Annotated in this window: 10 protein-coding genes and 1 pseudogene; all 11 read left to right on the top strand. The window is 60.2% G+C overall.

What is annotated here, in order from left to right; genetic code table 11:
- Positions 1–20: 20 nt before the first annotated feature.
- Positions 21–1,655, top strand: a pseudogene (locus J3P85_RS17530) (MCP four helix bundle domain-containing protein); the annotation flags it as partial.
- 144 nt (positions 1,656–1,799) lie between these two features.
- Positions 1,800–2,573 (top strand): methyl-accepting chemotaxis protein, encoded by a 774-nt coding sequence (locus J3P85_RS17525; RefSeq protein ID WP_434706397.1) that lies wholly within the window; start codon positions 1,800–1,802, stop codon positions 2,571–2,573.
- A gap of 31 nt (positions 2,574–2,604) precedes the next feature.
- On the top strand, positions 2,605–3,507 hold the full coding sequence (locus J3P85_RS17520) for a chemotaxis protein CheW (RefSeq protein ID WP_434702677.1): 903 nt from the start codon (positions 2,605–2,607) through the stop codon (positions 3,505–3,507).
- A gap of 43 nt (positions 3,508–3,550) precedes the next feature.
- Positions 3,551–5,557 (top strand): methyl-accepting chemotaxis protein, encoded by a 2,007-nt coding sequence (locus J3P85_RS17515; RefSeq protein WP_434702676.1) that lies wholly within the window; start codon positions 3,551–3,553, stop codon positions 5,555–5,557.
- Between the two features lie 45 nt (positions 5,558–5,602).
- Positions 5,603–6,409, top strand: a complete 807-nt coding sequence (locus J3P85_RS17510; RefSeq protein WP_434702675.1) for a CheR family methyltransferase — start codon at positions 5,603–5,605, stop codon at positions 6,407–6,409.
- A complete protein-coding gene (locus J3P85_RS17505; protein ID WP_434702673.1) occupies positions 6,402–6,914 on the top strand; it encodes a chemotaxis protein CheD in 513 nt (170 codons plus the stop codon). Before J3P85_RS17510 ends, J3P85_RS17505 begins: the two co-directional genes overlap by 8 nt.
- Positions 6,911–7,972, top strand: coding sequence for a protein-glutamate methylesterase/protein-glutamine glutaminase (locus J3P85_RS17500; RefSeq protein ID WP_434702671.1), 1,062 nt, complete (start codon positions 6,911–6,913; stop codon positions 7,970–7,972). The genes J3P85_RS17505 and J3P85_RS17500 overlap by 4 nt, the downstream gene beginning before the upstream one ends.
- Before the next feature lie 105 nt (positions 7,973–8,077).
- Entirely contained in the window at positions 8,078–10,579 is a 2,502-nt protein-coding gene (locus tag J3P85_RS17495) for a sensor domain-containing protein (protein WP_434702669.1), read from the top strand.
- A gap of 266 nt (positions 10,580–10,845) precedes the next feature.
- Positions 10,846–12,774 (top strand): TonB-dependent receptor plug domain-containing protein, encoded by a 1,929-nt coding sequence (locus J3P85_RS17490; RefSeq protein ID WP_434702667.1) that lies wholly within the window; start codon positions 10,846–10,848, stop codon positions 12,772–12,774.
- The gene (locus J3P85_RS17485) at positions 12,771–13,304 is read left to right on the top strand and encodes a YfiR family protein (RefSeq protein ID WP_434702665.1); all 534 of its coding nucleotides are present in this window, start codon (positions 12,771–12,773) and stop codon (positions 13,302–13,304) included. Before J3P85_RS17490 ends, J3P85_RS17485 begins: the two co-directional genes overlap by 4 nt.
- 4 nt (positions 13,305–13,308) lie before the next feature.
- A complete protein-coding gene (locus J3P85_RS17480; RefSeq protein WP_434702664.1) occupies positions 13,309–14,586 on the top strand; it encodes a diguanylate cyclase domain-containing protein in 1,278 nt (425 codons plus the stop codon).
- Positions 14,587–14,747: the final 161 nt, after the last annotated feature.

The raw sequence follows: 14,747 nt of genomic DNA, 5'->3' as shown, positions 1-14,747 counted from the left end.
TTCAAACAAGTGGAAATGCCATGTTCAAGAATATGCGGGTCGGCGTTCGCCTGGCCCTTGGTTTCGCCGCAGTGTTGGTCCTTACCGCCATGCTCGCCTATATGGGCATCGCGCGCATGCAGGACATCAAGGCCGACCTCGACGAAGTCGCCAGTCTGCGCATGGCCCGCATTATTCAGGTCGCCACGCTGCGTAACGAGATGAACATCATCGCGCGGACCAGCCGCAACAGCATTCTGATCACTGATCCGGAGCGTACTCGCACGGAAATCGAACGGCTGCGGGTGGCACGCGCCGCCTTTGACAAGGTACTCGGCGAGATGGAGCTTGGCGTTTCCAGGGACGAATCCCAGCAGATTTCGACCGATATCCGCGCCCGTTTCCAGAAAATTGTTCCGATGACGGATGAGGTGTTGCGACTGGCTACCGATAATCGCAACCAAGACGCGGCCAATCTCCTGATGGGGGAGATGGCAGAGCAGCAGGAAAGCCTGTTCGCCGCCCTCAACACCATGGTGGCCTACCAGCAGCGGCAAGCCGAGGAGGCCGTCAGTCAATCGGCCCATAACTACAGCATCGGTGTCCGGTTGATGCTCGTCGTATTGGCCACGGCTATTTTGCTGGGTGGGCTGATCGCCTTCTTCATCACCCGCTCCATCAGCCGGCCATTAAGGGAGGTCATTGATGCGACCAACCGCCTCGCGGCGGGCGATCTGAACACAACTGTCGCCACCGCACGCCGTGATGAGACCGGCCAGCTCAATACGGCCCTGCAGCGTGTGTCCGCCGGCTTGCAGATGTTGATCGTCGAGATGAATCGCATGTCCGTGGAGCATGACAAGGGCGACATCGACGTGATCGTCGACACGAGCAAATTCCAGGGTGCCTACAAAACCATGGCCGAAGGCGTCAACACCATGGTGCAAGGTCACATCGGGGCAAAGAAAAAAGCCATGTTGTGCGTCAAGGAACTGGGTGATGGCAACCTGGATGCGCCGATGGAACAGCTGCCCGGCAAAAAGGCTTTCATCAATGCCGCCATCGAGACCACACGCCAGCAGTTGAAAGATGCCGCTGCCGCCGCCGCTATTGCCACCAACCTGAAGACCACCCTGGATAACGCCTCTGTCAACGTCATGATGGCGGATAACGACGGCATCATCCGCTACATGAACCGGTCTACCGAGGCGTTGATGCGTCGCTCCGAGGCCAACATGCGCAAGGCGCTGCCGCAGTTCAGCGCGGACAAGATCATTGGCGCGAACTTTGACATTTTTCATAAGAACCCCAGCCACCAGCGCAACTTGCTGAGCAACCTGCGCGGCACTCATGTCGCTCAGGTGCCGGTGGGCGATATGGTGTTCAGGCTTAGTGCCAGCCCTATCTATAACCCCGACGGCGAGCGCCTGGGCACGGTATTGGAATGGATCGACCGTACCTTGGAAGTCGGCGCCGAACAGGAAATCGTCCAAGTGGTAGCAGCCGCGGCCGCGGGGGATTTCTCGGGGCGTGTCGCCAGCGAAGACAAAGAGGGTTTCTACAAGCTGGTGGCAGAAGGCATGAACCAGATCGTCGGTACGGCGGACAATGCGCTCAAGGATGTGTTGCGCGTCCTCAGTGGCCTGGAGCAGGGCGATCTGACCCAGGGCATCGATAAGCAATACCAAGGGACGTTCGAGGCACTCAAGAGCGCGGTCAATAATACGATTGCCAAGCTTTCCAACATCATTGGCGAAGTTAACGGCGCGACCGGGAATATTGCTTCAGCCAGTGACGAAATCAGTTCTACCTCCCTTTCCATGAGCCAGGCGGCGACCGAGCAGGCCGCCAGCGTCGAGCAGACCTCGGCGTCGGTGGAGCAGATGTCCGCCTCCATCGAACAGAACAGCGAAAATGCCCGGGTCACTGACGGCATGGCCGGCAGCGCCGCCAAGCAAGCGGTCGAAGGCGGCGAGGCGGTCAAGCAGACAGTCGCCGCGATGAAAAGCATCGCCGACAAGATCGGCATCATCGACGACATCGCCTACCAGACCAATTTATTGGCCCTCAACGCCGCCATCGAGGCCGCCCGTGCCGGTGAACACGGCAAGGGGTTTGCCGTGGTGGCGGCCGAAGTACGCAAACTGGCTGAGCGCAGCCAGGTCGCGGCCCAGGAAATCGGCGAAGTGGCGAAGGGCAGCGTGGCCCTGGCCGAACGCGCCGGCAGCCTGCTGGACCAGATCGTCCCGGGGATCGCCAAGACCAGCGACCTGGTCCAGGAAATCGCCGCGGCTTCCGAAGAGCAATCCACCGGTGTCAACCAGATCAACACCGCGATGAACCAGCTCAACCAGATCACCCAGCAGAATGCCTCGTCCTCCGAGGAACTGGCTTCTACCGCTGAAGAAATGAGCAGCCAGGCCGAACAGCTGCAGCAACTGATGCGGTTCTTCACCCTGGCCGGGCATAGCGCCCACGAACCGGTCGGTACCCTTGCCGGACAACGCTCCGCCACCGGCGCCGCCCACCCCTCGATCAGCCGTGGCAAGACGGACAGGGCGGCGCCGACAGGTTTTGTGCGGTTCCAGGAGTGATGTCATGGGTTCACTGATCTCTGGAGGCGGTTTGTCGTTCTGGTTGCTGTTGGCCGTCGTGCCCGGCCTTGTGATGCTGGTTGGCTGGATGGTCCTCCAGAGACGCATCGATACCCGGCCAAGCGCTCCCGTCGAGCCGGATGCCGGGGTTGAGCCCCTCAGGTTGAATGATTTGCATCAGTCGATCGAACAGCTCAACGCCATCGCATCGGTTTTTCGCGACTCAGTGCCCGGCGCCTTCAAGGCCGGGCAGGCCGGGAGGGAAGAAAACGCTTCGCCCGCGCTACCGGACGTAACATCTGGCGCCACCCATGACCAGAACCTGGCCAGGCTCGCCGCCAAGATGCACCTGCTGACCGAGCTTACCGCCCATATGCTCGAAAAAAAGCAGGATCTGGCACGTACCGAAATCGATCTGGCGTTGGCCGCCGACAGCCCAACCCCCAGCAACTACTACCTCTCGCTGACGGTGGGCGGCGAACTGTTCGCGGTAAGCACGTTAAACATCCATGCCATCGTCGAGGCCAGTCAACTCGTCACTAAACCGCCCACGACCTTGACGTTGCGCCGGGCGATTAGGTTGCGCAATACGTTGGTGCCGGTGATCGACCTGAGCTTGCACCTCGCCGGGCGCCCTATAGAGATGGGCTGGGGCACCTGTGTTGTCATCCTCGAGCTGCCCCGTGACGATCATATGCAAAGATTGGGCGTGGTGGTGGATGGGGTCCATAAGGTGCTGGAAATTTCACCCATTGAAATCGAACCGCCGGTGATCAGTGACAGCAAAGTCCGCAATGACTTCATTCTCGGCACAGCCACTGTCAGTCAGCGCCGGGTCAGTCTGCTGCATGTCGAGCGCGGATTTTCGGCAAGCGGTTTCGTGCTACCGCGCTCGATGGCCCAGCCGACGGTACAGGAGTGCTTGCCGACATGAGTGCTCACCTGCAAATTCCTGACAACGTACCGAGATCCCTTCAATGAATTTGTTAGAACGTCTGTCTTTACCCGGCAAGTTTTCCCTGCTGGCCCTGTTGTGCCTGGGGTTGATTGCCGCGCCGACGTCGCTGTATGTACTCGGTTCCTTGGGTCAGAGTCGCCAGGCCGTACAAGAGTCCCGTGGCACGCAACCTGTTCAGCAGGTGCTCGCTCTCATTCGAGCGATGCAGCAACACAGCGGCCTTTCATCCGCCGTGCTGGGAGGCAACCGTGTGCTGAACGGGGACAGGCTGAGCAAGCAGGCCGATGTGGAGCGCGAGTTCGAACGAACCGAACGCGAGCTGCGCGAGGCTCAAGTTCCTTCCGCCGTCCTGGATTCGTTGCAACAGATGCATCGCCAATGGGGTGAGCTGGCGAGCCAGGTATCCCTGGCGGCCCTTGACGGTACCCAAAGCATGACGCGGCATGTCGAACTGATCATGGCGGGTCTTCAAATCGAGGATTCGCTGCTCGATCATTTCGAGTTGTCGCTGGACCCGATCTTCGAAACCTACTACTTGATCACTGGCGCTCTGGTTGAAGTCCCGCATACCAGCGAATTGCTCGGACAGTTGAGCGCGACGGGGGCTTTGCACTTGGCGCGGAGGCAGATACAGCCCGAGCAACGCGCGGCCCTGAGCAGCCTGACGACTCAAACGTTGAATAGCTTGGACAAGCTGAACCGCGCTTTCGCAAAGGTCAATGCCGCCAGCCCTTCATTCAATGCCGTATTGAGCGGCCCTCTGGCGACGTTGCGTCCGCAAATCGAACAAACGCTGAAACTGACCGAGACCCATCTGATTGCCGCGGGTGAACTGCATTACCCGGCCGCGGATTATCTGGCGGCCTATACCCGGACCATCGACGCGCTGTTCACCTTCAACCAGCCGGCCCTGGTTGTCCTGGCCGAGGCGCTCGAGGCCCGACGCGACAGTGCACGGAACAGTGTGATCCTGATGTCGGCTGGCTTGCTGGTGCTGTTGCTGGCCGGGACCGCATTGGCGACCTCGATGGTCCTGCGCCTGCTCAAGCAGCTTGAGGTTGCGTTGACGGCGGCCGAGCGCATCACCGCAGGCGATTTGAGCCATTCAATAGACGCCTTCGGCACCGATGAACCGGCCCGCTTGCTGCACGCGCTACATCGCATGCAAGAAGGACTGCGTGGCACGGTCAAACACATCGTGCGCTCCGCCGAGCGCCTGGCCTTGACCGCCGGGGAACTGAGTACAGTGACCCAAGACGCCACGCGCGGCTTGAATCGACAGAACGGCGAACTGGATCAAGCGGTTACCGCTGTCAACGAATTGACCACCGCGATTGCGGATGTAGCACGCAATGCCGCCTCGGCATCCGAGGTTTCCCAGTCCGCCGAGCAACGTTCTCTAGACGGCCGGGGGAGTGTTGGTCGGACGGTGGAATCAATCGAGTCGTTGACCGGTGATATTGAGCATGCCACCGATACCCTGCAATTTCTGGCGAAACAGACTGGCGCCATCACCACCGTGCTTGATGTCATCCGTAGTATCGCCGAGCAGACCAATATGCTGGCGTTGAACGCCGCGATCGAAGCGGCGAGGGCAGGGGAGAGCGGGCGCGGTTTTGCCGTGGTAGCGGACGAGGTACGAGCCTTGGCGCAGAGAACCCAGGAGTCGACCAAGCAGATCGAGGGCATTATCGACTCGGTGCAAAAGGGTAGCCAAGGTGCGCTCAGTGCCATGCAGGACAGCAGCGGAAAAACGAGAAAAACATTGGAAGTTGCCCGCGAGGCGGGCTTGGCGTTGGGTTTGATCGCAGAGGCGATCGTGCAGATCAACGAGCGCAACCTGAGCATTGCCAGTGCGACCGAGCAGCAGTCCCACGTGGCCCGTGAAGTCGATAACAACCTGCTCAATATTCGCGATGTTTCCGTGCTGGCGTCGAGCAGTGCGAACCAGACTCATGCATCCAGTCGTGAACTCGCGGGCCTGGCCGGCGAGCTGAATGCCATGGTCAAGCACTTCATTGTCTGAGAAAAAGGCGCCGCATCATGAAATATCTGCAAGGATCTACACGCAATGAATAACCTGGTGCTCTCCGATAAGGAGTTCCAGCAGTACCGCGGCATGATCTTTGACATCGCCGGGATCAGCTTGTCCGATGCGAAGAAGCCGCTGGTCAGTGGTCGCCTGGCCAAGCGCATCCGTCAACATGCACTATCGAGCTACAGTGACTACTTTCGCCTGTTGATGCGTGACCAGGCAGAGCAGCAAGTGGCGGTGGACCTGTTGACCACCAACGAAACCTACTTTTTCCGCGAACCCAAGCACTTTGCGTTCCTGCGCGAGCGCATCCTGCCGGAGCTGGCGCAGCGCACCACGCTACGGGTCTGGAGCGGGGCATGCTCCACCGGCGAGGAGCCCTACAGCATCGCCATGACCCTGGCCGAAGCCTTGGGCAATCGGCCCTGGGAACTGCTCGCCTCGGACCTCAGTACGCGGGTGCTGGAAAAGGCCCGCAGCGGCCTGTATCCCGCCACCGATGCTGAAGATATTCCCCGTCCGCTGCTGGTCAAGCATTGCCTCAAGGGCGTCGGCGAGCACGCCGGCACGCTGCTGATCGATCCAGCCCTGCGCAACCGCGTGAGCTTCCAGCAGATCAACCTGAACGCCGCATTGCCCCCGTTGGGAGAGTTCGAGGTGATCTTCCTGCGTAACGTGATGATCTATTTCGATCTCGAGACCAAGCGCCAAGTGGTGCGGCGTCTGCTGCCGCTGCTCAGTCCCGGTGGTTATTTCATCATCAGCCATTCGGAAAGTCTGAACGGGGTCTGCGACGAGCTGAAAGTCGTCGCGCCGTCCATCTATCGGAAGCCCCATGCGTAGACCCGACGGCATCATCGAAATTTTCCTGCAACCGGGAGAGTTGTATTTCGGCGACCGCTACACGCGGATCCGAACCCTGCTGGGCTCCTGCGTATCCCTGGTGCTCTGGCATCCAACGCTGTTGATCGGCGGGATGTGCCATTTCATGCTACCGACGCGGCCCAAGCCGTCCATGAACGAGCTGGACGGCCGCTATGGCGACGAAGCCATTGAGCTGATGCTCCGCCAAGCCCGCTGCCACGGTGTGTCGGCCACGGAATTTCGCATCCAACTGTTCGGTGGCGGTGACATGTTCCCGGCCATGGGCAGAAAAAAGGCCGCTCATGTGGGCAAGAAAAACGTCGGCGCGGCCCTGCAATTGCTCCAGGCCCATGGATTGACCTGCCGGGGTGCCCATGTGGAAGGCATCGGTCATCGCAACCTGATTTTCGATCTCTGGAGCGGCCACGTGTCCCTCAAACACATTCCATCCGCCATGGGTGCCCGCCAGGACTGTGACGTATGAAACCCATCAAGGTCATGATCGTCGATGACTCGGCCGTGGTGCGCCAGGTGCTCTCAGCCATGCTCACCGAGCGCCCGGGAATCGAAGTGATCGGCGTCGCCGTCGATCCACTGTTCGCCCTGGAAAAGATGCAACGCCAGTGGCCTGACGTCATCGTGCTGGACGTGGAAATGCCACGCATGGACGGCATCACCTTCCTTAAAAAACTGATGGTCGAACGGCCGACCCCGGTGGTGATCTGTTCCACCCTCACCGCCGCCGGTGCCCAGACAACCTTGCAGGCATTGGCCGAAGGGGCGGTGGGAGTGATTGGCAAACCTCAAGTGGGCCTTAAGCAGTTTCTTCACGCCGCCGCCGACGAACTGGTCCAGGCCATCCAGAGCGCCGCACGGGCGAACCTGCGCCGCCTGGTACCCCAGGCCAATGCCAGGCTGTCCGCCGACGCCATCCTGCCGGCCGGCAACCAAGCCATGCCGCAGACCACCGAGACACTAGTGGCGATCGGCACCTCTACCGGTGGCACTCAGGCATTGGAATCGATACTCACACGCCTGCCGAGGGTTTGCCCCGGCTTGCTTATCGTCCAGCACATGCCGGAGCGTTTCACTGCAGCCTTCGCTGAACGGCTGAATCGGCTGTGCCAGATTGAGGTGCTTGAAGCACGGGATGGCGACAGGGTCACGGCCGGGCGCGCACTGATCGCGCCAGGTGGCCGACACATGCTGCTCACACGCAGCGGCGCCCAGTATCAGGTGGAGGTTCGCGACGGTCCACCGGTCAGCCGGCACCGCCCCTCGGTCGATGTGTTGTTTCGCTCTACTGCTCGCGCGGCCGGCAGGAATGCGCTGGGCATCATCATGACCGGCATGGGCGACGACGGCGCGCGCGGTCTGAAGGAAATGCGCGAGGCCGGCGCCCGGACCCTGGCCCAGGATGAAGACAGTTGCGTGGTATTCGGCATGCCCAAGGAAGCGCTCAAGCTGGGGGCGGCGGAGCGCGTATTGCCCCTTTGCGATATTCCTGCGGCGATCCTCGCCAGCACGACTGGAAGGACGTGAGCATGGCCTTCTTTTCCAACGAGTCCGGGCGCCGCGATCAGGTGGCCCTATGCGCAAAAGGATTAAACGCAACGACTCTCTCACCGACAAACCAAGGTGGCGAGTATGAATAATAAATCAGCGCTTGCGAGTCAACCCAACGCCGAAGACGTCAAGGCCTCGCCCGACAGCCTGGCGTTTCGCACGCTGGCTGAAAATACACCGGATAGTATCGCCCGTTATGATCGCCAGGCGATGCGCACCTACGCCAACCCGGCCTTTGCCCGTATGGTTGGAGTGCCCGCTGAGGTCCTGCTCGGTAAAAAACCCAGCGATGCTGGCAATACTCCCGAGATGCTTGCCTACGAGGCGACCCTGCTGGAGGTGGTACGCAGCGGCCAACCCGCCGAACACGAGTTGTCCTGGACGGGGGGCAACGGCCTGATCACCAGTCAGATACACCTCGTTCCGGAGCGAGGGGGCGACGGTGAAGTCATCGGCGTGCTGGCCGTGGGCCGCGATATCAGCCAACTGCGGCGCGTCGAGCAGGAGCTTCGGGCCAGGGAGCAGGATTTTCGCACCCTGGTGGAAAACTCGCCGGATGTCATCGTTCGCTATGATCGTGAAGGCCATCGCGCCTACATCAATCCCGCCTTCGAGCAGGTCTATGGGATTGAACGGAGCGAAGCCATTGGCACCCCCATTACCTACAGATCTCCTCTGCCAGCCGAGGTGACCGGGCGCTACCACCGGGGCATCCTGAGTCTGCTGAAGAGTGGTCAATCCGCCGCAGTGGAGGCGACCTGGACCAAGGCCAACGGCGAGCAGATCGTCCAGCATGTCCAGGCGGTGCCTGAGTTCGACCAGCACGGCCAAGTCGTCAGTGTGTTGACCATCGCCCGCGACATCACCGCGCTCAAAGCGACCGAGCGACGCCTTGAGCAGGCCGAGGCCATGGCGCGCCTGGGTCACTGGCAATTGGATTATCGCCTTGGCACGCTGCGGCTGTCGGCGGAGCTCTGTCGTATGGTCGACAAACCGCGCAATTGGTGCCCTGGCCAGGCTGAACTGATTTCCATGCTCGTGATCAAGGATCGCGGACGGATCCTTGATTGTCTCTGTCAGGCTTCCTCCGAACGGGCCACGTCCCTGATGCTCGAATACTGCATAACAGTGAGCGGGCGTCAGCTGCATCTGCACTCCGAAATGAGTATTGAATACGCTGCCGACGGCAAGCCGCTGCAAGCACTGGGTACAGTCCAGGACATCAGTGAGCTGAAAGCCTATCGGGAGCGAATGCATTCCCTGGCCTTTTATGATGGCCTGACCGAACTGCCCAATCGCGCACTGTTTAAAGAGCGTTTGCAGCAAGCCCTGATCGCGGCGGGGCGTAGCGGCGGTCAGGTTGTGGTGTCGATCCTCGACCTCGATAACTTCAAGGTGGTGAACGATACCCTGGGGCACGGCGCCGGGGATGAGCTGCTGCGTGAAGCCGCCAGGCGCTTGCAACGTTTCGTCTGCGGCAATGATACGGTGGCGCGCCTGGGCGGTGACGAGTTCGCCCTGATTCTGACAAAACTCACCGATACCATCGACCTGGAAAATCTGGGCAAAAGAATCCTGCAAACCATTACGGGCATCTACCGGATCCAGGGCCGGGAGGTTTTCGTCTCCGGTAGCCTTGGCATCGCCCGCAGCCCCGCGGACGCCAATAACATCGGCGAACTCTTGCAGTACGCCGATTCGGCGATGTACCACGCCAAGGCGCACGGAAGGAACAATGTGCAGCTCTATTCGCCGCGCTTCACCCAACTGACTGTAGAGCGTCAGGCCTTGGCAACCAGTTTGCGCAATGCCCAGCGCAACGGCGAGTTGACGCTGCACTATCAGCCACAAATCGACTTGGCCAGCGGCCGCTTGACGGGAGCTGAAGCCTTGTTGCGCTGGAATCATCCGGAGCACGGACAGGTACCACCGGACAAGTTCATTCCGATTGCCGAGGAAACCGGGCTGATCGTGGGCATTGGCGAGTGGGTCTTCGAAAGGGTCTGTCGCTTTGCCGCGGTCTTGAACAGTGGCGGTCGCGACCCAGCGCTGAAAATAGCCGTCAACCTGTCGCCACGGCAGTTCCAGATGAACGATCTTCTGGGCTCGATCCGCACCATCGTGCAGAACACCGGCTGCGAGCCAGGTTGGTTGGCGCTGGAAATCACCGAAGGCTTGTTGCTGGACAGTAGCGTCGGGGTACGCGAAACCCTTGAACAGCTGAACCTTATGGGTTTCTCCATTGCCATCGATGATTTTGGTACCGGTTATTCGGCGCTCGGTTACCTGAATCGCTTTCCCATCGAAACCCTGAAGATCGATCGCTCCTTCATTCGCGACATCGAACACAACCGTGACAGTGCCGAGTTGGTCAAGGCGATCATCTCCATGGCCAACAACCTGCGTTTGTCCTTGGTAGCCGAAGGCGTCGAAGAAACCTCCCAACAAGCGTTCCTGCAAAGTTATGGCTGCCAGAGTGCGCAGGGTTGGTTGTATGGCAAAGCCGTGCCGCAGGCAGATTTCGAGGAACTGTCGGTATTAACGGCGGCGAACCGCGATTGGCGGACCCTGAAGAACGATTAAGTGCCGCAGACAACGGCGTTTTGCCAAGGGCGTAGGCATCCCCCTACCTGATTATCAGGCGATGTCGATAGTGTTGCGGCCAAATAGGTGGCACTTTGGAATCGAGTCTGTGCAGCTGCCAACGCCTTTGATGCGCGCCAGGCAGCCACAGATTCCAGAAAGTCAGCACAAAAAAGCCAGGCACTACAGGCATTCTGCTCTCCGAAGCAGGGTCGATCCGAACGCAGCGGTTTCAGTGCCAAGGCCAAGAGAGCCCGACCCAGACCATGCCATTACGCCCCGTCGTCGCGCCGCCAACCCGGTACGCTTTGCATAGCGTCTGTCGATGCCTCTGGGTTTCGGGCTTCTGGCTGCTCTCACGTGCGGTAGTCGCCCAGGATCTGACCAGCCTCCCTTTTGAGCAATTGCTCGACACCGAAGTGGTCGGTGCCTCGCAATTCTCTCAGCAGCTCACCGACGCGCCATCCGCCGTTTCGGTGGTCACCGCCGAGGAAATACGTCGCTTCGGTTACCGGACGCTCGCCGAAATCCTGAACAATATGCGTGGCCTGAACATCGGCTTCGATGGCGCCTATTATTTTCCCGGAGGGCGTGGTTATGGCCTGCCCGGCGAATACGCCGGGCGCGTCATGTTGCGTATCGACGGCCAACCGGTCGCCGACAACATCTTCAACCAGATCTACCTCGGTGAGGATGGCCTGCTCGACACCGAGTTGATCGAACGGGTCGAATACGCGCCGGGACCAGGCGCCGCGCTGTATGGCAACAATGCCTTGCTCGGTGTGATCAACGTTGTGACCCTTCGCGGCCGCGACCTGAACGGTAGCCAGGTGGCCGTGACGACCGGCTCGAACCAGGATCGCAAGGTCCGCGCCAGTTGGGGTGAGCGTCTGGAAAACGGCGGTGAATGGCTGGTTTCGGCCTCGGCGTCCAAGGCTGATCTGCCCGATGTCCACTTCGACGGTGATGTCCTGCGCGATGATCTGGACGGGCAGCGACTGTTCATCAAGGGATCGCAAGGCGCGTGGAGTCTTGAGGGAGTATTCGCTGAGCGCAACCAGCAAGAGGTGACGATCCCCCTTGGCGCCAGATGGAACTTCTCCGATGAAAACACCTTCTGGAAGCTCGGCCATGATACCGACCACGGTAGCTATCGCTCCTCGGTCAAACTTTCTTATGGCAGCTATTTGTACCGTAGCGCTTATCGCGAACCTGTCGAGGACCAACGCCCGTTCACCGAGCACATCAGCGCCGACGGACGTTGGTGGGATCTGGAGGGCACAATCAGCAGTGTCGCCTTCGAGGGCCACCGTTTGGTGCTGGGCAGCGAGTACCGTAACGACTACCAGCAGGACCAGCAGATACAGAGCTACTTTCCCCGCCGCGACGAATACGAGGAGTATCACAGCGAGGGCGCAGCCCAAACCCTCAGCGTTTTTGTCCAGGACGAGATTGAGCTTGCTCACGACCTGAGTTTGAACCTGGGGGTGCGTGTCGATCGGCGCAACAGCAGCGGCACGATGGTGCGTAGCGCGCCCCGCGCCGCCCTGAGCTATACCGGTCTGCCTTACACTACCCTGTCTCTGTCCCAAGGCACCGCCACCCGCTTTGCCAGCCGTAATGAGCAGACCCTGTATAACATTCCCTCCGTCGAGTCGGAACGTGTCGCCACCACGGAGTTCGTCGCTGATTATCGCCGCGGCGACTTCCGTGTGCTGGGCAGTCTCTATCGCTACGGCATCACGGACCCCATACGACGTTTCGCGGAACCGACATTGGAGCGGGTCGACACCCTCGGCGCGGAACTCGAAACACAATGGCAATGGCGTCGTGTTCAGTTTCGTGCCAGTCATACTCTGCAGCGCTCCGAAGACAACCTCGGTCGTAATCTGGTCAATTCGCCGCATCACTTGAGCAAGCTGCAGGTATCCGTGCCGCTGGCTGGGGAACATCTGCGCGCGAGCTTCGCTGGCCGCTACGTGGGTAAGCGCCTGGTAACACCCGAAACGAGCGCTTCCGGCTATGCGATCGCTGACCTTACCCTGACGAGCGAGGAAGTCCTGCCAGGTGTAAGCGTCACCGCCGCGGTGCGCAATCTTTTCAATCGCCAGTACAGGGACGCATCGCTCTACGACGGCGAGATCGAGCGGGGCGAACGCAGCCTATGGTTCAGCGTGGGGTATGCGTTCCAATGAAGGCTATCGTCCTCCACCTGCTCGTTTTTGCCACCTGGTACCTGCCAAGTCCGCCCGTCTCGGCTGACGCGGCGGTGGACGAACGCGCGATGAAGGTCGCCTATCTCTACAACTTCACGCTGTTCGCCCAGTGGCCCTCGTTGTCTGCCGCTGACTTCCAGGTCTGTGTACTCGGCAGTACCCCCCTGGATGAAGAGTTGGCCCGGCTCAAGGGCAAGCCCGCACAGAACGGCCAGCCGATCGTCATACGGTGGATTGCGCCCAATACTTCGCTCACCGGCTGCCAGGTGCTCTATGTCGACGAGCACAACAGTAGGACGCTCGATGCGCTGCTTCAGCAGCTTGCCGCGGCGCCGATCCTGACCATCACCGACGCGGCCGGCTTTGCCGATCGGGGCATCATGATCGAAATGCGCCGGCAGGGCCCTCGCATCGTTTTCGACGTCAACCTGGCTGCCGCGCGGCGGGTGAATCTGGACTTCAGTTCTCGCTTGCTCAAACTCGCCAGTTTCGTGGCGAACAGGTCCTAAACCTATGCGTTCCTTACCCTTCAAGGATCGGCCGCTACGCGACAAGCTCACCCACACGGGATTTCTACTGACCGCTGCGGTCATGGCGCTTCTGCTACTGACACTGTTGGCCTACCAGATGGTCGTGCAACGCAACGCATTAGCAGAAGCCATAAGGGTCCATGCCATGGTGATCGGCAGTAATGGGGCCGCGGCGGTCATGTTCCACGACGCCCAGGAGGCGCAAGAAACGCTGAACTCCCTGACGCACATTCCGGACATTACCTGGGCGGCGTTCCTGTTGCCCGATGGCCAGGAGTTGGCCACTTATCAGCGGGAAGCCAAGGAGGAGGGCGCCGGTCGGGTAATGGCCGAAGGTATCGGTTGGCGCTCTCTGCTCGTGCGCCAGCCGGTTGTGCTCCACGGTCGGGTCATCGGCAATGTCGTGGTGCAAGCGAGCCTTTCCTCTTTGTACCGCAGTCTGGCGTATCAGACCGCGTTCGGGTTGCACGCAGCCGCCCTGGCCCTGTTCTTGTCCCTAGTACTTTCGCGTCGAATGGCGTCGAGTATCGTGCAGCCGTTGTTGAGCCTGGTTCAGTTGACCGAGCAGATCAGCGCCAAGCGGGATTTCAGCCTGCGGGCGATCGTGTACGGAGGTGATGAGGCCGGCCGTCTCGCCCAAAGTTTCAATGACTTGATGGCGCAGCTTGAATGGCACGACGCGCGAACCAGCGCCGAACTGCAGCAGCGCCGTCTGGCTGAACAGCAGCTCAACAAACTGGCCTATTACGATCCGGTTACCGGCCTGCATAACCGGCATTACTTCAAGGAGAAACTCGAGACGGCGGTGACCGAGGTGCTGCGCTACGGCACGTCCTGCGCGCTACTTTTCATCGACCTGGACGACTTCAAGATTGTCAATGACACGCTCGGCCACGAGACCGGAGACACACTCCTGACCCTCGTCGCTGAACGACTGCGTAGCACATTACGCAGTAGCGATGTGGTGTGTCGGATTGGAGGTGACGAATTTGCCGTGATCCTGGAAAGTCGAGCCAACGCCACTCAGGCCACCCAGGTTGCTTCGAACATCGTCGGCGCGCTGTCGAGTTCCTTTGGCATCGATGGGCATCAGATAAACATCGGCGCGAGCTTGGGCATCAGCCTGTGTCCCGATCACGCGTCAGACACTGTCAGCCTCCTGCGCAACGCAGACATGGCCATGTATCACGCCAAGGGCAATGGTAAGAATAACTTCTATCTGTATGCACCGGAGATGGAGGGCGGCTCGGTCAGCCCATGAGCCTTGATCGCCACGAAACATAGGGCACGCCCTACCTGAAAATCAGGCCCCCCCGATGGAACTGAAAAGGGCTCACCCCCAAGCTGGACCGTGAATGAGCCAGTTCTTGTGGCCCCCCCTACACGGACGTAATCCACTGAGATTGAAGCCCTGCCCCTTCT

Origin of the sequence: Pseudomonas sp. Z1-12, from assembly GCF_051132015.1 — a bacterium.
Lineage (GTDB): Bacteria > Pseudomonadota > Gammaproteobacteria > Pseudomonadales > Pseudomonadaceae > Aquipseudomonas > Aquipseudomonas zanjanensis.
Note: the sequence above shows the minus strand (reverse complement) of the source record. Positions and strands in the feature narration are given on the sequence as shown.

Excerpts from the sequence above, each read along its gene's own strand:
- J3P85_RS17525 (WP_434706397.1), top strand. The coding sequence starts at position 1,800 with ATGAGCCAGGCGGCGACCGAGCAGGCCGCCAGCGTCGAGCAGACCTCG.
- J3P85_RS17515 (WP_434702676.1), top strand. The coding sequence starts at position 3,551 with ATGAATTTGTTAGAACGTCTGTCTTTACCCGGCAAGTTTTCCCTGCTG.
- J3P85_RS17510 (WP_434702675.1), top strand. The coding sequence starts at position 5,603 with ATGAATAACCTGGTGCTCTCCGATAAGGAGTTCCAGCAGTACCGCGGC.
- J3P85_RS17505 (WP_434702673.1), top strand. The coding sequence starts at position 6,402 with ATGCGTAGACCCGACGGCATCATCGAAATTTTCCTGCAACCGGGAGAG.
- J3P85_RS17500 (WP_434702671.1), top strand. The coding sequence starts at position 6,911 with ATGAAACCCATCAAGGTCATGATCGTCGATGACTCGGCCGTGGTGCGC.
- J3P85_RS17495 (WP_434702669.1), top strand. The coding sequence starts at position 8,078 with ATGAATAATAAATCAGCGCTTGCGAGTCAACCCAACGCCGAAGACGTC.
- J3P85_RS17490 (WP_434702667.1), top strand. The coding sequence starts at position 10,846 with ATGCCATTACGCCCCGTCGTCGCGCCGCCAACCCGGTACGCTTTGCAT.
- J3P85_RS17485 (WP_434702665.1), top strand. The coding sequence starts at position 12,771 with ATGAAGGCTATCGTCCTCCACCTGCTCGTTTTTGCCACCTGGTACCTG.
- J3P85_RS17480 (WP_434702664.1), top strand. The coding sequence starts at position 13,309 with ATGCGTTCCTTACCCTTCAAGGATCGGCCGCTACGCGACAAGCTCACC.